We start from the raw sequence: 22,911 nt of genomic DNA, 5'->3' as shown, positions 1-22,911 counted from the left end.
TGACAACCGTCATACTTTACTTTAATTTAATATTAGAGGAATAAAAAAGCGCCACTTAAATAAGTAGCGCTTTTTGTAAGATAACTTTAAAATTAGTCTATTGTATAATTAATTTTTTTGTCGAACTCTGATTTCCTTGTGTCATCCTTACCAAATAAACACCTGATTGTAAATTGGAGATGTTTAACTTTGTTGAAGCTTTTACATTTTTAGTTAAAACTTCTTTTCCTAGCATATTAAAAATGCTCACTTCAAAATTAGAATTATTATTTGAAGAGATATTAATTGCTTCACTTTTTGATGGGTTTGGATATAGCTTGAAGTTATTTTCTGCAAAGCTTGTATTAGATAAAGTTGTAGGAGTAACTTCATCCCAAGTTGTACCTATTCTTAATTCATCAAATGTTAATAGAGGTGTTTCGCCGGTTGAGTCTTGACGTAATCCAAATCTACCGATGCCTCCAGGACTACTGTCGGTATCTGTAAGTGTGGCTGTAGGTGCAGTTCCGCCCAAATCGGTTTCAGCAGGGTTGATCCAAGCTTTAAGTTCGCCGTTATCTGTATTATAATTCATGACAATAAATACCACATCACCTGTATTGAATTGGGTTGTCGTAAAGACTGAGGCGCTACTAGCGTTTGTGTAGGCTATATCATAAGTGGTGCTTGTTACAGGGCGTATCCATAAACGGGTATCAAAGTTTCCGAATAAAGCAAAATAGCCACCTTGTGTGTTATTGGTTAAATTTGATAAGTCATTAACCTTAATCATGAAAGAAGCAAAAACTTCTCCAGTAGAAACTGTTGTAAATTCTCGTTCTACATCGTCGCCGCCACCTTCAATGTTTATAGCGTTTCCAGTTGAAGCACTAATGCCGGAATAGGTTAAATTATCTTGTATAACTTCTACTGTGTTTCCAGATCCGCTAAAGTTTTCCCAATCAGATACACTTGTAACGTCAGGGTTGGTGGCATAATCGAAAGCTTCATAAATTGGTAAGTCTGTTGTAGGTTCGCAGTCAGGACTAAAAATATCGATATTTTCATCACAAACACCAGTATTTGAAATATTAACAGTAAAGTTCACATTTTCTGTTACACTTGTAATGCTTATTGTACCCGTAGCGTCTGTTGTTGGGTCGCCAGCACTAAGATCAATACTTCCTTCAGTTGAGGTGACAGTAAAAGTGTCGTTACCACCTCCAGAATATTGAATGCTTGTCGTGTAAGTGTCTTGCCCAGAAGTAATATTGTCACAGGTTGTTTCTACGTTTTCAATTGTAAAATCACAACTTTGAGAGGTGTTAGGAGCGCCAGGTGTTGGAACGGCAATCAAATAACTACCGTCAGTTTGTCTTTGAATAGATTCACTTTCAGTATCATTATATTGTATAGTTTCATTAAGACCAGTTAAAAGTTCTGTATCATCACTATCATTAGTACCGTAAACTAAGGCAGATAAAAGATTGGTTGTTGTTAATGGTGTGTCGTTAGGAAAGTCAGAATCATTAGCAGTATACAAAGCCACAGCATCTGGGCCATTTTGCAAACCATTGCTTGGTAGAGTAATTTGAGCATTGTTCACACCTGTGTTACCTAGAACAAATAGGCCATTGGCATCGGTGCTAAAGCCATCTAGATCGTAAGCAGCATAGCTTTGGTCATCACTACCATTAAACATCACCAAGACAAGTCCATCTAAAGCTGTGTTTGCTGTCCAAGAAATTTCTACAAACTCAGCTGAATCATTTCCAGACTGGTCAGCATCTACTTCATTAATGACTTGGCTAAAGCCAATGAACGAAAAGAATAAAAATAACAATGTAATTTTTTTCATAATTCAATTTTTAAAATGTACAATTTCAAATATAATCATCTTTATTGTTTAAAAAGTTTTAAATCAAATTATTAACAGTTCTATAAACAAACACTTCATTCTTTGAAATTAAATGGTCTAAAGTTAATCTAATCTTATGAAGATTTTAATTTCATAATCTAGGTTTCAATATTTGGTAACATTAGATTAACAAGGGTAAAAGACTTCTCGGGTAGTTTTGCCATCAAAATATTAATAAACATAACACAATGAAAAAATTATTTTACTCGGTAGTATTGATGAGCGTTTTGTTGGTTGCTTCTTGTAGTGATGATGATACGGTTACTAATACTAATCCACAACCAGACAACGAAGTGGTTTCTGGTAACATTACAGAAAATACCACTTGGACTAACGACAGAATTTGGGAACTAGACGGTAAAGTTTACGTTACCGAAGGCGTAACCTTAACAATCAATCCAGGAACTATTATTAAAGGTCAACAATCTACAGGTTCTAATGCCTCGGCTTTAATTGTAGCGCAAGACGCAACATTAATTGCAGATGGTTCTCCAAGTGAGCCGATTATTTTTACATCTTCAGCTGACAATATTGAAGTTGGTCAAACTTCAGGAACCAACTTAGATGTTAATGACCGCGGTTTATGGGGTGGCGTTTTAGTTTTAGGTAATGCGCCAGGCTCATTTTCAGGCGATGCTGAATCTGTTCAAATTGAAGGTCTTCCAGCAACTGAGCCAGGTGATTATGGTGGATCAACACCATCAGATAGTTCAGGGATATTAAGACACGTGTCTATAAGACATGGTGGAGCAATTATTGGTTCTGATAACGAAATTAACGGTTTAACACTTGGTGGTGTTGGTAACGGTACAATCGTAGATCATATTGAAGTTATTGCTAATGTTGATGATGGTATCGAGTTTTTTGGTGGTACTGTAGATGCTTCTAACTTGTTAGTTTGGGGTGTTGGTGATGATGCTATTGATATTGATCAGGCGTATTCTGGAACTATCACTAATGTGGTAACGATTCAAGAAAATATTTCAGATCATGCACTAGAAATTGATGGTCCTGAAGGTTCTTTTGAAGATGCATTTACTATCAATAACTTAACCATGTTCGGTGACAACTCTGAAACAATTGATGGCGTTAGTGGTAACCGAGAATATGCAGATTTTAGAGATAATGCACAAGGTTCAGTTAACAATGTATATGCTGTTGGTTTTGCTTCTGGTGCTGACGTAGAATTAGACGATCAAGCAACTTCAGATAACTATGCAGCTGGTAACTTAAGTTTTACAAATTGGGAAATTGTATTTCCTCAAGGTGCAGGTTTCTTTACAACCTTTAAAGATACAGCAGATTCAGAATCGACTTTTGCAGATGATTCTTCAGATTGGACTGATGGTATTGTAGCTGGTGAAGAAACAACAGGTGCTAACTTAGATGTGTTTGCTTGGACAATGGCAAACTCTGAAGGTGCAATTGATGCAGGTGAAGTTGAAGCTGGAACACAAACCGTTTCTGGTAACATTACTGAAGATACTACATGGACTAACGACCGTTTCTGGTTAATGGAAGGTAAGGTTTATGTTGAAGATGGTGTTACTCTTACTATCGAGCCTGGTACAATCGTTAAAGGTGCTCAGTCTACAGGTTCTAATGCCTCTGCTTTAATCGTAGCGCAAGGTGGTACTTTAATTGCTGATGGTCAAGATCCATCAACGCCAATCATATTTACATCTGAGGCTGATAATATTGCTTTGGGTGAAACAGCTGGGACTAACTTAGATGTTGGTGACCGTGGCCTTTGGGGTGGTGTTTTAGTTTTAGGTAAAGCTAAAGGCTCATTCTCTGGAGATGCAACTTCTGTTCAAATTGAAGGTTTACCTGCAACTGAACCAGGAACTTACGGTGGTAATGATGATGGTGATAGTTCAGGCGTGTTACGTTATATCTCAATAAGACATGGTGGAGCTGTAATTGGTTCTGATAATGAAATTAACGGTTTAACACTTGGTGGTGTTGGTAATGGAACCACTATAGACCACATCGAAGTTGTTGCTAACGTTGATGACGGCATCGAATTTTTTGGTGGATCTGTCGATGCATCTAACTTAATTGTTTGGGGTGTTGGTGATGATGCAATTGATATTGATCAAGCTTACTCAGGAACTATTACTAACGCTATCACTATTCAAGAAAATGTATCAGATCATGGTTTAGAAATTGATGGCCCTGAAGGTTCATTCGAAGCTGCGTTTACTATTAACAATCTAACAATGTATGGTGATGATTCAGCCACTGTTGATGGTGTAAGTGGTAATCGTGAATATGCAGATTTTAGAGATAATGCACAAGGTTCAGTTAACAACGTTTATACAGTTGGATTTTTATCAGGCGCAGATTTAGAACTTGATGATCAAGCGACTTCTGATAATTATGTAGCTGGTAACTTAAGTTATACAAATTGGGAAATGGTATTACCTTCTGGCGTAAATGATGTAACGGCAATTTGGAAAGATACAGCTGGTATGCCATCATCATTTACGACTGATGCTTCAGACTGGGCTTCAAGTGTAACTGAAGGCAACCAAACTACTGGTGCTGATGCTTCTGTATTTACTTGGACAATGTCATCTTTACAATCTGCATTTTAATTAGCATAACATTAAATTACTCAAACTCACTCCTTTTTAAGGGGTGAGTTTTTATACATTTTATAAATACATTGATATGATTAATCGATTTTTATTAATACTAGGCCTTTTTGTAGGCGTCTTAGCTAATGCTCAAGAAGGAACAATAAAAGGTAAGGTTTATGACGAAGAGGTAAATGATGTACTACCTTTTGCAAATGTTACTCTAAAAGGAACAACGATTGGTTCAACCACAGATTTTGATGGAAATTATGCGCTTAATGTGGAACCTGGAACTTACACGGTTGTTTTTTCATTTGTGGGTTATCAAACAAAAGAAGTAACAGAAGTTGTTGTTGAAGATGGTAAAGATGTGGTTGTCAATATTTCGTTAGCTGCTTCAGCCGCTTCTTTAGATGAAGTTATAATCACAACTACTGCTAGAGAAAATACAGAAGCCTCTGTACTTAACTTACAAAAAAAATCAGTCAATGTTTTTGATGGTTTATCGATTGAAAGTGTTAAAAAAGTAGGCGCAAACGACGTTGCATCAGCTGTTAAAAATATACCTGGCGTTTCTGTTGAAGGTGGTAAGTATGTTTACGTACGTGGTCTTGGAGATCGTTACACAAAATCTATTTTAAACGGGATGAGTTTACCAGGTTTAGATCCCGATCGTAACACAATTCAATTAGATATATTCCCTACAAATTTATTAGAAAATATCATTGTTTATAAAACACTTACAGCCGACTTACCAGCTGATTTTACTGGTGGTGCGGTTGATATTGTGACGAAAGATTTTTCTTCACGAGAAGAGTACAATTTTAACGTTGGCCTTAGTTATAATCCTGATATGCATTTTAATGGTGATTTTTTAACACAATCGGGTAGCAATACAGATTTTTTAGGTTTTGATGATGGTCTTAGAGATGATCCTATTGCGCCTGGAACTGATATCCCTTTACCTTTTAATGATGATCCACAATTAACAAGCTTTACACAGGCTTTTAATCCTGAAATGGCGGCTAAAACTTCAAACAGTAATATGAATTACAATTTTGGGTTTAGTACTTCTAATCAATTTGATGTTGGTGAAGATAGACTTGGTTACATTGGCTCTATTTCTTACCGAACGGAACAAACCTATTACGAGGATTACACACAAAACTTTTTGTTAAAGCCAGAACAACTCAATGAGTTTGAAATGATTCCTAACCGCTTGCAGCAAGGTCGCTTATCTAAAGAAAGTGTTTTAGTAAGTGCTATGGCTGGCCTAACTTATAAAAGAGACTACGCAAAATATAAATTAAACATGCTTCATTTACAAAGTGGTGAAGCAAGAACTGGTGAGTTTTTTCAGCAAACATTCATTTCTAATGGAGCTGAATTTTTTAGTGATAACCTAGAATATACACAACGTTCAGTCTCAAACCTTCAGCTTTCTGGTGAACACGCGTTTGAGTCTAACGAAAACTGGAACCTTGACTGGAGCACATCTGCAGCCTACGCTGTAGTAGCTGATAAAGATGTACGCTCTACTTTATTCGAGCTTGAAGACGACCGCTTAATTATTAGACCAAGTATAGGTGATCCAAGACGAATCTGGAGAGATCTAGATGAAATTAACTTATCAGCTAAAACTGACTTACAAAATAAACACCAATTGTTTGATAATGAGGCTAAGCTGAAGTTTGGTGCACTAACCGACTATAAACAACGTGAGTTTAACATTAATCAGTACGTCATTAGATTTGATGGAGCGCCAGCCGAGCCTTTAAATGGAGACCCGAATCAGTTGTTAAAGGATGTGAATATTTGGAGAGTTAATAATTCAGGAGGTTCTTATATTGTTAATCAATTTGAGCCTGCTAACAATTACGACTCTTACTCTACTACTTTTGCAGGCTATGTGTCAGAAGAGTTTAATGTTACCGATAAACTGAAAGCTATTTTAGGGCTTAGATTCGAGAAATTCGATATTTATTACACAGGTCAAGACACGCAAGGCAGTGTCGAGTTAGTCGACGAAAATATTATTAGTGAAGCAGATCTTTTTCCTTCGGCTAACTTTATCTATAGCCTAAATGATGATCAAAACTTGCGGTTAACTTATTCAAGATCTACCGCAAGACCGTCGTTTAAAGAAGCTTCTGTTGCTCAAATATTCGACCCAATTACTAACATAACCTTCAACGGTAATTTAGAACTAAGACCAACTTATGTGAATAACCTTGATGTTCGCTACGAAATTTTTGGAGATGATGCTCAATTAATAGCGGTTAGTGGATTTTATAAAGATTTTACAGATCCAATTGAATTAACCGTATTTGGTATTGAAGCGATTAATGATATTCAGCCTAGAAACCTTGGTCAAGCTCAGGTATTTGGAGCTGAATTTGAAGTGAGAAAGAATTTTGGCTTTATAGCGGAGTCTTTAAAAGACCTTAGCATTAATGCTAATGTTTCCATTATTGAATCTCAGCAAACGATGAACGAAGCAGAATTTCAAGGAAGATTATCTGCAGCTAGAGATGGCGAATCAATTGATAACGAAAGAGAACTTCAAGGTCAGTCACCATTTTTAATCAACACTGGTTTAACTTATGATAGCGATGATAAAGGTATCAGAACTGGTTTATATTACAATGTTCAAGGAAAAACACTTCAAGTTGTAGGTATTGGAGCAGTTCCAGATGTTTACACAGAGCCATTTCATAACTTAAAATTTAACTTTACAAAATCGTTTGGTGAAGATAACAACTCGAGCATAACATTTAGAGCTAGCAATTTGTTAAACGATGACAGAGAAAGTTTTTACGAATCATTCGGAGCAGAAGATAGAATTTACAACAAATTTAGCCCTGGAATGAATTTCTCTTTAAGCTATAGTCTAAAATTTTAAATAAGAACCATAATTATTTAAGGCGCAAAAAACCACTCCATTACGAGTGGTTTTTGCGTTTATAATTCAGGTTAAGTTTAATTGGTAATTATTTGTTAACTTTAAACATCAATTTCTTTAAGTAAATTTGTCTCAGTCATAATAATGTAATCATGAAAAAATCAGACATTAGTATTTTAATTGTAGACGACGACCCAGATATCCTCGAGATTTTAAGCTACAACTTATCGCAAGAAAAATATAAAGTATATACGGCTGAAAATGGTTTAGAAGCTGTTAAAAAGGCAAAGAAAAAACGGCCTCATTTAATCATTTTAGATGTCATGATGCCAGAAATGGATGGTATTGAAGCCTGTGAGCAAATTCGAAAAATGAAAGGTTTAGAAGATACTGTTATTACCTTTTTAACTGCTAGAGGAGAAGATTATTCACAAGTGGCTGGTTTTGATGCCGGTGCTGATGATTATATCACTAAACCTGTTAAACCTAAAGTCTTAATCAGTAAAGTTGGTGCTTTGTTAAGACGATTCAAGTCTGATAAAAAAGAAAAAAACATCTACAAAGTTGGCGATATCACCATCAATAAAGATGAATATAAAGTTATAAATAACGGTGCTGAATTATCTTTACCAAGAAAAGAATTTGAACTTTTATCACTGTTGACTTCAGAGCCTGGAAAAGTGTTTAAACGAGAAGATATTTTAAATACTGTTTGGGGTAATGAAGTTGTTGTTGGTGGTAGAACAATAGACGTTCATATCAGAAAATTGCGTGAAAAAATTGGGGATAATCGCTTTAAAACCGTAAAAGGCGTTGGCTATAAGTTCGTAATTTAATGGCGCAAAAGTTTAAACGCTCATATCGGTTTGCATTTTATACTTCAACCTACATCACGCTATTTTTAAGCCTGCTTATACTTATTTATGAATATACTGTTTTAAGCATTAATTGGGGTTCAATAGGTGTCTTTGCTTTATCTTCATTTGTGTTTTCATTTTTTATAATTCAATTACGTATTGAATACTTTATCTACAAGCGTGTAAAAGCAGTCTATGATAGTGTATCACTTTTAGATGCCGAAACTATTGGTACAAAACGGGTCACTTCAGACATGAAAACCTTAACTGCTGAAGTCGAAAAATTTGCAAGAGACAAAAAACTTGAAATCGAAACGCTTAAAGTTAGAGAAAACTACCGTAAAGAATTTATAGGTAACATTTCACATGAACTTAAAACGCCATTATTTACAGTACAAGGTTATATACTTACTTTGTTAGATGGCGCAATCAAAGATAAAAAAGTAAGAAAAAAATACCTTGCTCGCGCTAGTAAAGGTGTTGATCGGCTCATTTATATCGTTAAAGATTTAGACATGATTACAAAGCTTGAAACAGGAGACCTACACTTGTTTAAAGAAGACTTTGATGTCGTAGAACTGATTCAAAGTGTTTTTGAGCTACTTGAAATGAAGGCTGCTAAAAAAGATATTTCATTAACTTTTGATGCTGAGTACGAACCTATTCATGTTAATGCAGATATGGAGCGTATTCAACAAGTTTTAACAAACTTAATTGTTAATTCAATTAAGTATGGTAAAAAAGACGGTACAACTGAAATTAGCCTCGAATTCTTAAAAAGCAATAAACTTCTTATTCGCATTACTGATAATGGTGAAGGCATTGAAAAGCAACATATTTCTAGATTATTTGAACGTTTTTTTAGAGTAGATAAAAGTGGCTCCCGTAAAGAAGGTGGCTCAGGGTTGGGCTTGTCGATAGTAAAACATATTATCGAAGCACATCAAGAGCAGGTTTTTGTTGATTCTGAATACGGGATTGGTAGCGAATTTTCATTCACGCTTCCACTTTCAAATCTAGATCAATCTGAAGTGGACTAACTTTGTAGTCACTGAACCCGATTGATTGTGCATTTTTAATACGTTTTAAACTTAAGTTATTTTGTAAGCAGAAATCAGCTAAACCGTTTTGCTTCAAGTGTTGGGCTAAATATTCTTGCTCATATTGTCCAGGCGTTGGCACTAAAAATCCTTTAGCACCTAGTTTTGCTAAATCTAAAACTGAGGTATATCCTGAACGGCAAATGATACATTCTGCTTGATTGATGATTAGATTTAATTCGTTTGAAGTTAGGTAATTATAGACTTCAATACTACCAATGTAATGTTTTGTTTTGTTGGCTTCAACCTTTCCTTGAATTAGAATTGTCGGGTAATCTTCAGTTTTAAACATAGCAATTAATCGTTGTTCAAACTCAGTTCGCAAGGGTTCAGGCCCAGAAAGAATCATGGCATATTTATAAATTTTTTCTGTATGAATGGATGTCATTCGAGAAGGAATTCCAATATATTTCGCCTTTGCGTCTAAGTGCTTGTTTTTGCTCAATATACCGCTTAATTGTGGTGAATCGCTTCGGTCTGGAATCCAAATAGAATCGAATTTTTTTAAATAATAAGCATGAATAGCTGTTGTTAGCCAAGAACTTTTTCCTGATAAAACTGTGAGCTGATGTGTAATTATTACTGAAGGTGTATCAGCTAACCTTAAGCCTATGCGATTATCAGAAATGATGAGATCTAAGCCTTCTTTTTGTCTGATTTCAGCTAAGAGTCTCTGCTCTTTTTTGATTTTTTTTATAAGCTTAAAAGCCTGTAAACCCAATTTGTATTTCATGCTAAATTTAGAACGGGCGTAAGTGGCTTTAGAACAAGTTAACAAGTAAGATTTTAGTTTTGGAAATTCTTGTTGTAACAAATTAAAGGCTGCACCATCACTTGCTATGCAGACATGATGTCCTTGGGCTAAGAGGTGTTTTATGATAGGAATGCAACGCACAGCATGGCCTAAACCCCAATTTAAAGGCGCTACTAATATTCTTAATTGCGGCTTTGTTGCCATAAATTTGCGATACCTGTTTTAATGTTTAATTTTACAAAAAAATAAATTGTGGGGAGTAAAAATAAACTCAAACGTTTCAAAGAAAACGAAACTTTTACAAATGTTGTTCAACCAACACGTGAACAAATCATCACTAAATCTTTACCTTATTACGGTAAATGGGCAAATGAATTTTTTAAAAATAACAACCCCATAAGTTTAGAGTTGGGCTGTGGGAAAGGTGAGTATACAGTTGAATTAGCAAGGCAAAATCCAGATCGAAATTTTATAGGGATAGACATTAAAGGTGCGCGATTCTGGCGAGGAGCAAAAACAGCTCTTGAAGAAAACCTTCCTAATGTGTTGTTTATTCGCACACAAATTGAATTGGTTGATTTGATTTTTGTCGAAAATGAAATTGATGAAGTTTGGATTACCTTTCCAGACCCACAAATAAAGTGGAAACGTACTAAACATCGTATGACTAACCCTTCTTTTTTAAATAAATACAAAAAAATATTACAACCTAATGGCATTATGCATCTTAAAACAGACTCAGAGTTTATGCATGGCTATACTTTAGGGATTTTAGAAGGCTTAGGTTATAATATCATGTATGCACATCATGATATTTATGTGAATCATGAAGCGCCTAAAAATGTTGTTGGTATTCAAACTTTTTACGAATCGCAGTATTTGAAACAAAATAAACCTATAACTTACCTCAAATTTAATTTTCAGTCTTAATTTGATTCAAGCGCAAGTTTATATCGCAACTTTTTTTGCTGCATTACTTGGTGTAATACCACCTGGTTTAATTAATATGTCGGTAGCTAAAACTTGTCTCAAAAAAGGAAAGCAGCAAGGTGTTTTTATGGCTTTAGGTGCATCAATAGTTGTGTTATTGCAAGCTATAGTTGCAGTGTTATTATCGTCTTATATTTTTAATCATCCTTATGTTAAAAGCATGTTGATGAGAACCGGTCTGGTAATTTTGTTCATACTAATGCTTTATTTCTTCTTCACAGCTAAGTTTAAAAAAGCTGATAAGGTTGAGGTGAAAAGTAATTCAAAATCTTTCACAAGCTTTTTAAATGGGATAGGCATTGCTGTTTTAAATATATTTCCAATTCCTTATTTTGTGGTACTTTCAACAGTGTTTGGTTCGGAGTTTCAATTTAAGTTTACGGCTTTAAGTATTTTCTTATTCAGCCTTTGCGCAGCTTTAGGTACATTTGTTAGCTTGTATCTATATGTTGTATTCTTTTTAAGAATAGAACATAAAGTCAAGACTTTTAAACAATATTCTAATTACTTTATGGCAGCCTTAATGCTGGTCTTAGCTTGTGTAACTTTATGGCGGATTTATTACAAAACATGATTTATGCCAGATAAGCTAGATTTTTATGAAAAAGTATATCAAGTTGTGAGACAAATACCTAAGGGTAAAGTCACTTCTTATGGCGCTATAGCTAGAGCAATCGGATCGGCTAAAAGTTCACGAACGGTTGGTTATGCTATGAATGCTTGTTTAAAGACAGATCATTCAATCCCAGCACATCGTGTTGTTAATCGAAACGGCGTCTTAACTGGTAAACATCACTTTCCTAGTTTAACAGCCATGCAAGAACGTTTAGAAGCTGAAGGTCATTTGATAAAAGATGATGTAATTATCAACTTTAAAGATGTCTTTTGGGATCCATTTCACGAGTATTAAAATAGATACAATTCCATTACTTTTAAGTCTTTAAACCCTATATTTGCATTTAGATTTAATCTGAATAGATAGCATTTATGAAGCTTGATAAAAACGAAATTAAAAAAGCATTATCAACAATAAGCGTTGCTGGTGAAGGTCAAAATATGCTTGAAAGTGGTGCAGTTCAAAATATTGTGACTTTTGGAGATGAGGTCATTGTTGATTTAAAATTAGCAACACCAGCTTTACATATTAAAAAGCGTGCTGAAGTCGATGTGATGAAGGCCATTCATCAACATGTTTATGAAAAGGCAAAAGTTGAGGTTAAAGTTTCTGTTGAAGCGCCTAAGAAAAAGCAGGTCAATGAAATAAAAGGAAAACCAATTCCAGGTATTCAAAATATTGTTGCCGTAGCATCAGGAAAAGGTGGTGTTGGTAAATCTACTGTCACAGCTAATTTAGCCGTAAGTCTTTCAAAGCTTGGATTTAAAGTAGGTTTGTTAGATGCCGATATTTATGGCCCATCAGGACCCATTATGTTTGATGTTGCTAATGAAAAACCACTTTCGGTTACCGTAGACGGCAAGTCTAAAATGAAACCAATTGAAAGCTACGGTGTAAAAATTCTCTCTATAGGTTTTTTTACTAAACCTGATCAAGCCGTGATATGGCGAGGTCCAATGGCTTCTAAAGCTTTAAATCAAATGATTTTTGATGCTGATTGGGGTGAACTTGACTTTTTATTGGTAGATCTACCGCCTGGAACAGGTGATATTCACTTGTCAATTATGCAATCAATGCCTATTACAGGTTCTGTAATTGTGAGTACGCCTCAAAATGTTGCCCTTGCCGACGCAAAAAAAGGTGTTGCTATGTTTCAACAAGAAAGCATCAACGTTCCTGTTTTAGGAATGGTTGAAAATATGGCTTATTTTACGCCAGAAGAATTGCCAGATAATAAATACTACATTTTTGGAGAGCGTGGCGCAGAATACCTAGCAAAAGATCTAAAAATTCCATTTCTAGGCGAAATTCCTTTGGTTCAAAGCATTCGAGAAGCTGGTGATGTTGGTCGACCAGCAGCTTTACAAGAAAACACACCATTAGCCGAAGCATTTACTGAATTAACACGGAATGTCGTGCAACAAGTGGTCAACAGGAATGAAAATATTCCGCCCACCGAGGCAATTAAAATAACCACAATGGCAGGATGTAGCGCTGTAAATAAGAAATAAAATGACAGATAAAGAATTATATAAAACAGTTGAAATTGCACTCGAAGAAATTCGACCGTTTTTGAAAAATGATGGCGGTGATATCGAATTAGTTTCAATAGAAAACCAAAAACTTGTAAAAGTGAAATTATTAGGAACTTGTATTGATTGCACCGTCAACCAAATGACACTCAAATCTGGCGTTGAGATGACCATAAAAAAACATGCTCCTCAAATTGAGCAAGTTGTTAATATCAGAGCTTAATAATACAAATAATTGACTTTAGTCATAATTTATAAATGAAGTCTTTCAGAATTTTGTTTTTCAAATTTTAATCTATGATTTCTACAGATATATTAATTATTGGTGCTGGACCAACAGGCTTATTTGCTGTTTTTGAAGCAGGTTTGCTTAAGTTGAAATGTCATATCATCGACGCTCTGCCACAACCAGGCGGACAATTAGCTGAGCTTTATCCTAAAAAGCCAATCTATGATATTCCAGGTTATCCCGAAGTTTTAGCTGGGGATTTAGTTGATAACTTGATGGAGCAAATAAAACCTTTTGAGCCTGGATTTACTTTAGGTGAAAAAGCTAAAGACATTGAAAAGCAAGATGATGGCTCATTTATTGTCACTACAGACGAAGGCACTAAACATCACACAAAAATTATAGCAATTGCAGGTGGCTTAGGTAGCTTTGAACCTCGAAAACCACCTATTGATAACATCGCAAATTTCGAAAAAAACGGGGTTGAATATATGGTTAAAGACCCTGAAAAGTTTAGAGATAAATCTGTGGTTATTGCTGGTGGTGGCGACTCTGCATTGGATTGGAGCATCTTTCTAGCTGATGTGGCTTCTGAAGTTACCTTAATTCATCGTAGAAATGAGTTTAGAGGTGCTTTAGAATCTGTAGACCGCGTTAAAGAACTGAAAGACATGGGTAAAATCAAGCTTATTACTCCTGCTGAAGTTGTTGGTTTAGGTGGAGAAACTAAGTTAGATTCTATTACAGTTCGTAAAAACAATAATCCTGAAGAAGACTTTAAATTAGAAACTGATTACTTTATACCATTGTTTGGGTTGTCACCAAAATTGGGACCTATAGCCGATTGGGGTTTAGAGATAGAAAAAAATGCCATTAAAGTAGATAATACTTTAGACTATCAAACAAACATTCCTGGTATTTATGCCATAGGTGATGTTAATATTTATCCCGGTAAGTTAAAACTTATTTTGTGTGGTTTTCACGAAGCAACACTAATGTGTCAGAGTGCTTACCAGAAAATTCATCCTGATAAAAGATACGTTATGAAATACACAACTGTTGGAGGTGTCACTGGTTTTGATGGTAGTAAAAAAGAAGCGCCGAAAGCTGTGGTTAAATCAATCGATTAAATGACAAAGGATGTTACTTTAAGTATTACAGACCGTGATGGTCAAACCCATATTGTTGAAGCACCAACAGATATGGCCATGAATTTAATGGAAGTTGTTCGCTCATATGAATTAGCGCCAGAAGGGACTATCGGAATTTGTGGCGGAATGGCCATGTGTGCCTCTTGCCAATGTTATATTGAATCTGATACAAAATTACCAGAAATGGCACCAGATGAAGAAGCCATGCTAGCTGAAGCTTTTCATGTTAAAGATAATAGTCGGTTAGGTTGTCAAATCCCAATTTCAGAAGATTTAGAAGGATTAAAAGTTGAATTAGCTCCAGAAGAATAGTTTTTTAAGCTTACTTTTAGAATCAGTTGATTTTAAATTCGATATGGCGTAATTTTTGTTATATTGTACATAAAATATAATATGATGAAATTTGGGATTATAGCTGTCTTTGCACTAATACTCGCTTCATGCTCATCGCCAACTGTGTTGTATGATTATGATTCTACTGTAAATTTTCAGTCGTATAAAACTTACAATATTTATCCCATTCAAGACAGCTTACTAACTGCATCAGATCAAAAAGCAATTGTTGAAACTTTAAACGATTCTCTACAATCTTACGGACTTAAAGAAAAACTAATTCCAGACTTCAGGGTTAATGTTTATGCAGACCAATATCAAACCGTGTCATCTAATTATACAGGTGTTCAAGTTGGTATGTTTAGCGGTTTTGCAGGTTTAGGGGCAAGTATTCCAGCAACTGCTGTAAAAAATAAGTTTTCGTTGACAATCGAGTTTGTAGATGGTCTTACCAAAAGCCTATTTTGGCAAGCTGTTGTAGAAACATCACAATCTAAAATGAATAACCAAGAAGAACGATTACTATTATTTGATGAGTTAATAAGTGCAGCGTTAAAAAAATATCCAGGGTTTTATCCAGAATTAGTTGAAGATTAATTAGTCTGCTTTGATTCTGATTTCCTAACTTTGTCATAAACATGATGCTAAGTAGAGTAACTTCAACTATTCTAAAAACCAAGCACAAAGGTTGAAGTTGACTAAATTTTATATGCTATTAGATTAATTGAGCAATGATGAAGAGTTTTATTCCACAAGACATTACAACGCCAGAATTACATGGTATTTTACTAGGGTCAATTGGACCAAGGCCTATTGCTTTTGCAAGTACTGTAAACGAAACTGATGAACACAATTTATCGCCTTACAGTTTTTTTAATGTTTTTAGTGCAAATCCGCCAATTATGGTTTTTTCACCAGCACGACGTGTAAGAAATAATACGACTAAACACACACTTGAAAATTGCCAAAAAACTAAAGAAGTGGTAATTAATGTGGTTAATTATGCTATTGTGCAACAAATGTCGCTGTCAAGCACTGAATACCCAGAAGGTGTTAATGAATTTGAAAAAAGCGGGTTGACGATGTTAGATTCAGACCTTGTAAAACCAGCTCGCGTAGCTGAATCGCCAGTGCAGTATGAGTGTAAAGTTAATGAAATTGTTGCTTTAGGCGAAGAAGGTGGTGCAGGTAATTTAGTGATTTGTGAAGTTTTAAAAGTTCATATAGACGAATCACTGCTAACAAACGATTTAAAAATAGATCAGCACCAAATAGACTTAGTCGCTCGAATGGGTGGCAATTGGTATTCACGTGCAAATAAAGGCATGTTTGAAGTCGAAAAACCATTAAAAAAATTAGGAATTGGCGTAGACCAAATTCCTAAAAACATTAGATTGAGCGAGATTTTAACAGGAAACGATCTGGGCAAATTAGGGAATGTTGAAGCCTTACCAACTCAAGAAGAAACTAAAAAATTTATTGAGGAAAAAGATTTAGCAGTTTTTGCAGAAACAACCGATGATAAAAAACGCCATTTAGTGGCTCAAGAATATTTAAATGAAAATCAAGTCATAGATGCTTGGAAAGTATTATTAGCAAAATAACAATTATGGAAGTTCAAGGAAAGATTAAAGTTTTAGGCGAAACAAAAGAATATGGTAAAAATGGTTTTAGAAAACGTGAACTTGTTGTCACTACCGAAGAGCAATACCCACAACATATATTAGTTGAATTTGTTCAGGATAAAACCGATATTCTCGATAAATATTCAGTAGGTCAACAAGTCAAAATAGGAATTAATTTACGTGGTCGTGAATGGGTGAGCCCACAAGGTGAAACCAAATATTTCAATTCTATTCAAGGCTGGCGAATTGAAGCGGTACAACAAAACTCTGGTGGTCAAGCACCTGTTGCGCCTGAAGACCAGTTTGAACCGGTTACTGATTTAAATGAAGAAGACGAAGATGATTTACCGTTTTAAGTAAATAAGTTTTAATAGATTCAGTTTTATTATATTTAAGCCTCAATTTTGGGGCTTTTTTTATGAACTTACAATACACACTAAATAGGTTTTTGAGGCAGTTTTTACCTTCACCATTGGCAATTGCTGTTATATTAACTTTTTTGAGTTTTGTGCTTGCTTTTCTTTTTACGCCATCGCCAAATAAAGGCCTGCATTTAACTCAATTGCTTCAATTTTGGCATAATGGTATGTTTGATTCAAGTTTAATTGAGTTTGCCTACCAAATGATGCTCATTTTAGTATTAGGCCACGTCTTAGTTTTGAGTGAACCAATGCAAAAAGTATTTAAACATTTACTCAAATTAGTAAAGCACCAAAACTCAGCAATTATTGTCACTAGTGTATTTACAATGTTAGCAGGATTTGTAAATTGGGGCTTAGGTTTAGTTTTTGGTGCAATTTTAGCTCGTAAAATTGGTGAACATGCCTATAGTAACAATATTAAAATTAATTACCCATTAATTTGCGCTTTAGGCTATAGTGGTATGTTAATTTGGCATGGTGGTGTAAGCGGATCGGCCACTATAAAAGTAGCCGAAAATGGCCATTTAGCTTCTTTAGTACCGGAATTTTCTAAAATTTTACCAGAGTTGATTTCAACTGCCGAAACAACATTTAGTTGGCAAAACTTAACTTTATTTATACTACTTTTACTGTTAATTCCGATTATTTTTATAACCACTAGTTCTAAATCCACTAAAACTTTCCCTGAATATACATCTGTCTTATCTCAAAAATTCACATCAGACTCAAGCATAGCAGATTCACATTATTTAGACCAATCTTATTGGCTGTCTAAAGGAATTGCCTTGCTGATTATTATTGCGGTTTTTGCTAATTACAGCGAACAGATATTACAATTTCAATTGACACCTAATTTTTTAAATTTTAGCATGTTAGGTTTAGGTTTACTCTTGCATAAAAACTTAAATGCTTATTCAAAAGCCTTGCAACAAGCAATTCTAGGTGCAGCAGGAATTTTAATTCAGTTTCCACTATATTTCGGAATTATGGGAGTCATGCGAGATTCTGGCTTGATTGCAAGTTTAAGCGCAACTATTGCTCAATTTGCATCAGCCGAAATTTTGCCCGTTTTTACCTTTATTAGTGCAGCAATTGTAAATGTGTTCGTACCAAGTGGTGGTGGGCAATGGGCAATTCAAGGTCCTATTATCATTAACTCTGCGCAAGCCTTAAATGTTGATTTGCGTACATTGATCATGAGTTTGGCTTATGGTGATCAGGTTACTAATATGTTACAACCGTTTTGGGCGCTTCCTTTATTGGCAATTACCAAAGTTAAAGCCCAACATTTATTAAGTTACACCCTGATAATGATGTTTGTGGCAAGTCTTATATTTATTAGCGGACTTTTAATTTTATATTAATGTATCTACTCGATGAGCATTTATGGTTTCCAAATCCTAAATTAGCTAATGAAGATGGCTTGCTAGCAGTCGGTGGTGATTTAACTGCTGGGCGTTTATTGTTAGCATATCAAAACGGTATCTTTCCGTGGTTTTCTGAAGGTGAGCCACTTTTGTGGTGGAGTCCTGATTTACGTATGGTCTTATTTCCTGAAAACTTACACATTTCAAAATCAATGAAACAATTGTTGAAACAGAATAAGTTTAGGGTTACCTACAATCAAGATTTTAAGTCTGTAATTTCAGCTTGTGCTGAACAGCCTAGGCGTGGACAAGAAGGCACCTGGATCACTTCTGATATGATTGATGCTTATTTGAATTTACACGATTTAGGTCACGCTATTTCAGTTGAAGTTTACAGTGAACATAGTTTGGTAGGCGGTTTATATGGAATTTACTTAAAAGAAAAGAGAATCTTTTGTGGCGAAAGTATGTTTACGCGCCAGAGTAATGCTTCTAAATATGGCTTTATTAAGTTAGTGCAACAACTTGCTAAAGAAGGTGTGAAGTTAATCGATTGCCAAATGCATACTGCTCATTTAGCCTCACTAGGCGCTGAGGAAATCCCACGAGAAACTTTTTTAAAGTATTTGAACGATAAATAATAAATTATAAATTTTCAGTATTTAATTCTTTATGTTTTTTTGAAGTAAATCCTTAAGCTTGTGCTTATTTAAATTTAAAAATAAAGTCACTATTCTAAAATACTAATTATGTAAATTTAAGTTTCTATAAAACAAAAAAACCACCTTCATTTTAAAGGTGGTTTGGTATAAGTTAAAGATGTATTTACAACTCTTCAATGCCCATATTGTAAAATGTAAAAGCAAAAATATCAGCGTATTCTTGAATAATCATAGCAGTAGGTTTGCCGGCACCATGACCTGCGTTGGTTTCAACTCTAATTAAAACAGGATTGTTGCCTGCTTGCTTAGCCTGTAATTCGGCTGCAAACTTAAAACTATGTGCCGGCACTACACGATCGTCATGATCACCAGTTGTTACTAAAGTGGCTGGGTATTCAGTCCCTGTTTTAACATTATGAACCGGTGAGTAATTATACAAATATTGAAACATTTCTTGACTATCTTCAGAAGTTCCATAATCATAAGCCCAACCAGCACCAGATGTAAAGGTGTGGTATCTCAGCATATCAAGCACGCCAACAGCTGGTAATGCAACTTGTACTAAATCTGGACGCTGCGTCATCGTTGCCCCAACTAAAAGCCCGCCATTTGAGCCACCACGTATAGCTAATTTATGAGTTGAAGTGTATTTTTCATCAATCAGATATTCAGCTGCTGCAATAAAATCATCAAATACATTTTGTTTGTTAAGCTTAGTGCCAGCATCATGCCATTCTTTGCCATACTCACCACCGCCACGCAAGTTAGCCACCGCATAAATGCCGCCATTTTCCAACCAAACCGTGTTAGCTGTACTAAATGAAGGCGTTAATGAAATATTGAATCCACCGTAACCATATAACATAGTCGGATTAGTACCATCTAATTGAAGTCCTTTTTTATGCGTAATAATCATAGGAATTTTAGTTCCATCTTTCGATTTGTAAAAGACTTGTTTGCTTACAAAATTGTCTGAATTAAAATCGATATTGGGTTTTTGGTACAATTCAGATTCACCACTTTCAATTTCATATTTATAAATACTGCCAGGTGTGGTGTAATTGGTAAATGAATAATAGAGTTCTTTTTCCTCTTTCTTTGTCCCAAAACCACCGATACTACCAACGCCTGGAAGTTTAACATCTCTTACTATTTCACCTTCGTAGGTAAATTGTTTAACGGTAGAAACGGCATCGACCATATATTCTGCAAATAAGTAACCACCACCAGTTGAAGCTGACAGAACATGCTCGGTTTCTGGGATGACATCAACCCAGTTTTTTGGACTAGGGTCAGCGGCATTAGTGCTAACAATACGTTTGTTTGGTGCGTCAAGATTAGTCACTATAAAAAGTTTGTCATCTTCATTATCAATAACATAAGCATCTTGTTCATAACTTGAAACCACATCTATAAATGGTGCATCTTTTTGTGTTAAATCTTTAATCATTAATCGGTTGCCAGAAGTTGATTTTGAAGCTGAAACCACTAAATATCGATTATCATCAGTAACAGAGCCTGAAACATAGCGGTGCTTTTGCGTTTCATTGCCACCATAAATCACTTCGTCAGTAGCTTGTGCTGTGTTAAGTTGATGGTAATAGAGTTTATGCTGATCGGTTTTAGCTGAAAGCTCACTCCCTTTTGGTTTATCATAACTAGAGTAGAAAAAGCCGTCGTTAGCCTTCCATGAAATGCCACTAAATTTCACATCAACTAAAGTGTCTTCAGTTTGTGTTTTGGTAAAAGCATCAATTACAATAATCTTTCGCCAATCGCTTCCGCCTTCAGAAATAGAATAAGCCAAGGTTTTGCCATCTTCAGAAAAACTTAGACTTCCTAAAGAAGTTGTTCCATCTTTACTAAATGTATTTGGGTCAAGAAAAACTTCAGCTTGTTCTGGAGAATTGCCAGTTTTGTAGCGGTATAAGACCGACTGATCTTGCAAACCGTCATTTTTGTAAAAATAGGTGTAATCACCACGTTTAAAAGGCGCTCCTATTTTTTCGTAATTCCATACTTCTGTAAGCTGTTGCTTAAGACTGTCACGATAAGGAATTTGGTCTAAATAGCCGAAAGTAACTTCATTTTGAGCTTCAACCCAAGACTCGGTTTCTGCGCTTCGATCGTCTTCTAACCAACGGTAAGGATCTTTAACATTGGTGCCAAAATAATTAGTGACCGTATCAACGGTTTTGGTTTCTGGATACTTCAACTTTGTATTTTTTTTGTTATTGTTTTGACAAGCCACTAAGCTTAGTGCAATGCCAGCTAGAAGTAATGTTCTCATTTTTAAATTGTTTTTTGTAAATATAAAGATTTCAAATCACATTTAGTGTTTTTGCAATAAGCTGATCTATATCATAATTACATAACTATAGAACTCTTAAGTTTATTGAAAATTTTTATGCGAGATTCTAATACTTTTATCTATGTAATTGCTGGAGTGATTATTTTGCATTTTGTAGCTGGTTTTGCTTACTTGATTTATAAAATGACACGTCCTAAATCTACCGATAAGCCAGATTCTAAAGACCAATTAAACTAGTTTGTGTTCAATTAAATATTCAGCAATTTGTACAGCATTTGTAGCTGCGCCTTTTCTTAGATTGTCTGCAACAATCCATAAATTGAGTCCGTTTTCAAGTGTAAAATCACGTCTAATTCTGCCAACAAAAACATCATCTTTTCCTTCAGCATAAATAGGCATCGGATAGGTGTTAACGTCTGGATTGTCTTGTAAAGTAACGCCAGGCATTTGGTTTAAGATTTGTTTGACTGTGGCAATATCAAACGCATCTTCAAACTCGATATTAACACTTTCTGAATGCCCACCAACCACAGGAATTCTAACAGCTGTTGCCACTAAATTTACATTTTGATCACCAAGAATTTTCTTAGTTTCGTTAGTAAGCTTCATTTCTTCTTTGGTATAGTCATTTTCTAAAAATACGTCGCAATGCGGGAGCGCATTTTTATGAATTTGGTAAGGATAAGCCATTTCGACCGATTGATTTTTGGCTTCAGCTTCAAGTTGTTTAACGGCTTTTAATCCGGTTCCTGTAATTGATTGATAGGTTGAAACTACGACACGTTTAATGTTGAATTTGTCATGCAAAGGTTTAAGCACCATCAATAATTGAATAGTAGAGCAATTAGGATTTGCTATGATGAAGTCTTTTGAGGTTAATTCACCAGCATTAATTTCAGGAATAATTAACTTATAGTCTTTATGCATTCGCCAAGCTGAAGAATTATCGATAACTTTAGTACCAACAGCTGCAAATTTAGGTGCCCATTCTAATGATGTATTGCCGCCAGCCGAAAATAATGCGATGTCAGGTTTTGCTTCAACAGCTTCAGCTAAACTTTTAATAGTGTGTGTTTTATCTTGAAGTTTGATTTGTTTTCCTACAGAACGCTCTGAAGCGACTAGAATTAATTCATCAATTTTAAAATTTCGCTCGCTTAATACATCGAGCATGACTTGACCAACCATTCCGGTGGCACCAACCACAGCTACTTTCATAAATTTTGTTTTTTTTGCAAAGTTAGACTTCAAAAATGAGATGAAGTTGAAAATAGATGCTAAATGTCCTCTAAAACTGGATTAAAGAAAACCATTAATGGGTTTTAATATTTGAAAAAGTGAATTTATGAGTACAAAAAAACCTTCAATATAAGTTGAAGGCTTTTGTACCTTGGGCGGGAATCGAACCCGCACTTCCGAAGAAACTGGATTTTGAATCCAGCGCGTCTACCAGTTCCGCCACCAAGGCATAATAATTGCAAAAGTAGAATTATTTTCTGAAAAACTGAAAAATTAGTGATGAAATAAATAGGCACTTCAGTTAAATTATCTATTTTTGCAAACCATAAATGTAATATGTTA

21 protein-coding genes and 1 tRNA gene are annotated in these 22,911 nt (G+C 35.0%); 17 read left to right on the top strand and 5 right to left on the bottom strand.

Annotated elements, in window-relative coordinates:
* Nucleotides 1-97: 97 nt before the first annotated feature.
* A complete protein-coding gene (locus BUB82_RS08290) occupies nucleotides 98-1,837 on the bottom strand; it encodes a T9SS type A sorting domain-containing protein (RefSeq protein WP_073193155.1) in 1,740 nt (579 codons plus the stop codon).
* A gap of 248 nt (nucleotides 1,838-2,085) precedes the next feature.
* Between BUB82_RS08290 and BUB82_RS08285 the strand changes: the two genes are divergently transcribed.
* From BUB82_RS08285 to BUB82_RS08270, 4 genes are all read left to right on the top strand, one after another.
* On the top strand, nucleotides 2,086-4,497 hold the full coding sequence (locus BUB82_RS08285) for a hypothetical protein (RefSeq protein WP_073193154.1): 2,412 nt from the start codon (nucleotides 2,086-2,088) through the stop codon (nucleotides 4,495-4,497).
* A gap of 76 nt (nucleotides 4,498-4,573) precedes the next feature.
* A complete protein-coding gene (locus tag BUB82_RS08280) occupies nucleotides 4,574-7,381 on the top strand; it encodes a TonB-dependent receptor (RefSeq protein WP_073193153.1) in 2,808 nt (935 codons plus the stop codon).
* A gap of 152 nt (nucleotides 7,382-7,533) precedes the next feature.
* On the top strand, nucleotides 7,534-8,217 hold the full coding sequence (locus BUB82_RS08275; protein WP_073193152.1) for a response regulator transcription factor: 684 nt from the start codon (nucleotides 7,534-7,536) through the stop codon (nucleotides 8,215-8,217).
* Nucleotides 8,217-9,278 carry a sensor histidine kinase gene (locus tag BUB82_RS08270; RefSeq protein WP_073193151.1) on the top strand — a complete coding sequence of 354 codons (1,062 nt, stop codon included), beginning with the start codon at nucleotides 8,217-8,219 and terminating at the stop codon, nucleotides 9,276-9,278. Before BUB82_RS08275 ends, BUB82_RS08270 begins: the two co-directional genes overlap by 1 nt.
* Here the strand turns inward: BUB82_RS08270 and BUB82_RS08265 are convergent.
* A complete protein-coding gene (locus BUB82_RS08265) occupies nucleotides 9,235-10,296 on the bottom strand; it encodes a glycosyltransferase (RefSeq protein WP_073193150.1) in 1,062 nt (353 codons plus the stop codon). The two genes, BUB82_RS08270 and BUB82_RS08265, sit on opposite strands and share 44 nt — an antisense overlap.
* 48 nt (nucleotides 10,297-10,344) lie before the next feature.
* Between BUB82_RS08265 and trmB the strand changes: the two genes are divergently transcribed.
* The 12 genes from trmB to aat all read left to right on the top strand — a co-directional run bounded on the left by trmB (nucleotide 10,345) and on the right by aat (nucleotide 18,998).
* Complete coding sequence (gene trmB / locus BUB82_RS08260; RefSeq protein WP_073193149.1) at nucleotides 10,345-11,022, top strand: tRNA (guanosine(46)-N7)-methyltransferase TrmB; 678 nt, start codon at nucleotides 10,345-10,347, stop codon at nucleotides 11,020-11,022.
* A 1-nt stretch (nucleotide 11,023) separates the two neighbouring features.
* Nucleotides 11,024-11,656 (top strand): LysE family translocator, encoded by a 633-nt coding sequence (locus BUB82_RS08255; protein ID WP_073193148.1) that lies wholly within the window; start codon nucleotides 11,024-11,026, stop codon nucleotides 11,654-11,656.
* A 3-nt stretch (nucleotides 11,657-11,659) separates the two neighbouring features.
* On the top strand, nucleotides 11,660-11,992 hold the full coding sequence (locus BUB82_RS08250) for an MGMT family protein (RefSeq protein ID WP_073193147.1): 333 nt from the start codon (nucleotides 11,660-11,662) through the stop codon (nucleotides 11,990-11,992).
* A 77-nt stretch (nucleotides 11,993-12,069) separates the two neighbouring features.
* Nucleotides 12,070-13,209 (top strand): Mrp/NBP35 family ATP-binding protein, encoded by a 1,140-nt coding sequence (locus tag BUB82_RS08245; protein WP_073193146.1) that lies wholly within the window; start codon nucleotides 12,070-12,072, stop codon nucleotides 13,207-13,209.
* A gap of 1 nt (nucleotide 13,210) precedes the next feature.
* Nucleotides 13,211-13,453, top strand: a complete 243-nt coding sequence (locus tag BUB82_RS08240; protein WP_073193145.1) for a NifU family protein — start codon at nucleotides 13,211-13,213, stop codon at nucleotides 13,451-13,453.
* Nucleotides 13,454-13,527: 74 nt separating this feature from the next.
* Nucleotides 13,528-14,589 (top strand): NAD(P)/FAD-dependent oxidoreductase, encoded by a 1,062-nt coding sequence (locus BUB82_RS08235; protein ID WP_073193144.1) that lies wholly within the window; start codon nucleotides 13,528-13,530, stop codon nucleotides 14,587-14,589.
* Nucleotides 14,590-14,922, top strand: a complete 333-nt coding sequence (locus BUB82_RS08230) for a 2Fe-2S iron-sulfur cluster-binding family protein (RefSeq protein WP_073193143.1) — start codon at nucleotides 14,590-14,592, stop codon at nucleotides 14,920-14,922.
* 84 nt (nucleotides 14,923-15,006) lie between these two features.
* Nucleotides 15,007-15,540: a DUF4136 domain-containing protein gene (locus BUB82_RS08225; protein ID WP_073193142.1), complete on the top strand. Its 534-nt coding sequence runs from the start codon at nucleotides 15,007-15,009 to the stop codon at nucleotides 15,538-15,540.
* A gap of 137 nt (nucleotides 15,541-15,677) precedes the next feature.
* Nucleotides 15,678-16,547 (top strand): flavin reductase family protein, encoded by an 870-nt coding sequence (locus tag BUB82_RS08220; RefSeq protein WP_073193141.1) that lies wholly within the window; start codon nucleotides 15,678-15,680, stop codon nucleotides 16,545-16,547.
* 5 nt (nucleotides 16,548-16,552) lie between these two features.
* On the top strand, nucleotides 16,553-16,924 hold the full coding sequence (locus BUB82_RS08215; protein ID WP_073193267.1) for a DUF3127 domain-containing protein: 372 nt from the start codon (nucleotides 16,553-16,555) through the stop codon (nucleotides 16,922-16,924).
* A 62-nt stretch (nucleotides 16,925-16,986) separates the two neighbouring features.
* Nucleotides 16,987-18,354: a TIGR00366 family protein gene (locus BUB82_RS08210; RefSeq protein ID WP_073193140.1), complete on the top strand. Its 1,368-nt coding sequence runs from the start codon at nucleotides 16,987-16,989 to the stop codon at nucleotides 18,352-18,354.
* Nucleotides 18,354-18,998 carry a leucyl/phenylalanyl-tRNA--protein transferase gene (aat, locus tag BUB82_RS08205; RefSeq protein ID WP_073193139.1) on the top strand — a complete coding sequence of 215 codons (645 nt, stop codon included), beginning with the start codon at nucleotides 18,354-18,356 and terminating at the stop codon, nucleotides 18,996-18,998. Before BUB82_RS08210 ends, aat begins: the two co-directional genes overlap by 1 nt.
* Nucleotides 18,999-19,182: 184 nt before the next feature.
* Here aat and BUB82_RS08200 read toward each other — a convergent pair whose 3' ends face one another.
* Complete coding sequence (locus tag BUB82_RS08200; RefSeq protein WP_073193138.1) at nucleotides 19,183-21,309, bottom strand: prolyl oligopeptidase family serine peptidase; 2,127 nt, start codon at nucleotides 21,307-21,309, stop codon at nucleotides 19,183-19,185.
* Between the two features lie 117 nt (nucleotides 21,310-21,426).
* Between BUB82_RS08200 and BUB82_RS11840 the strand changes: the two genes are divergently transcribed.
* The gene (locus BUB82_RS11840) at nucleotides 21,427-21,567 is read left to right on the top strand and encodes a hypothetical protein (protein ID WP_200796294.1); all 141 of its coding nucleotides are present in this window, start codon (nucleotides 21,427-21,429) and stop codon (nucleotides 21,565-21,567) included.
* Here the strand turns inward: BUB82_RS11840 and BUB82_RS08195 are convergent.
* Complete coding sequence (locus BUB82_RS08195) at nucleotides 21,559-22,548, bottom strand: aspartate-semialdehyde dehydrogenase (RefSeq protein ID WP_073193137.1); 990 nt, start codon at nucleotides 22,546-22,548, stop codon at nucleotides 21,559-21,561. The two genes, BUB82_RS11840 and BUB82_RS08195, sit on opposite strands and share 9 nt — an antisense overlap.
* 168 nt (nucleotides 22,549-22,716) lie before the next feature.
* A tRNA-Leu gene (locus tag BUB82_RS08190) sits at nucleotides 22,717-22,798 on the bottom strand.
* Between the last annotated feature and the right edge of the window lie 113 nt (nucleotides 22,799-22,911).

The organism is Psychroflexus salarius, from assembly GCF_900129035.1.
GTDB lineage: Bacteria > Bacteroidota > Bacteroidia > Flavobacteriales > Flavobacteriaceae > Psychroflexus > Psychroflexus salarius.
This window is presented reverse-complemented; position numbering and strand designations above follow the sequence as displayed.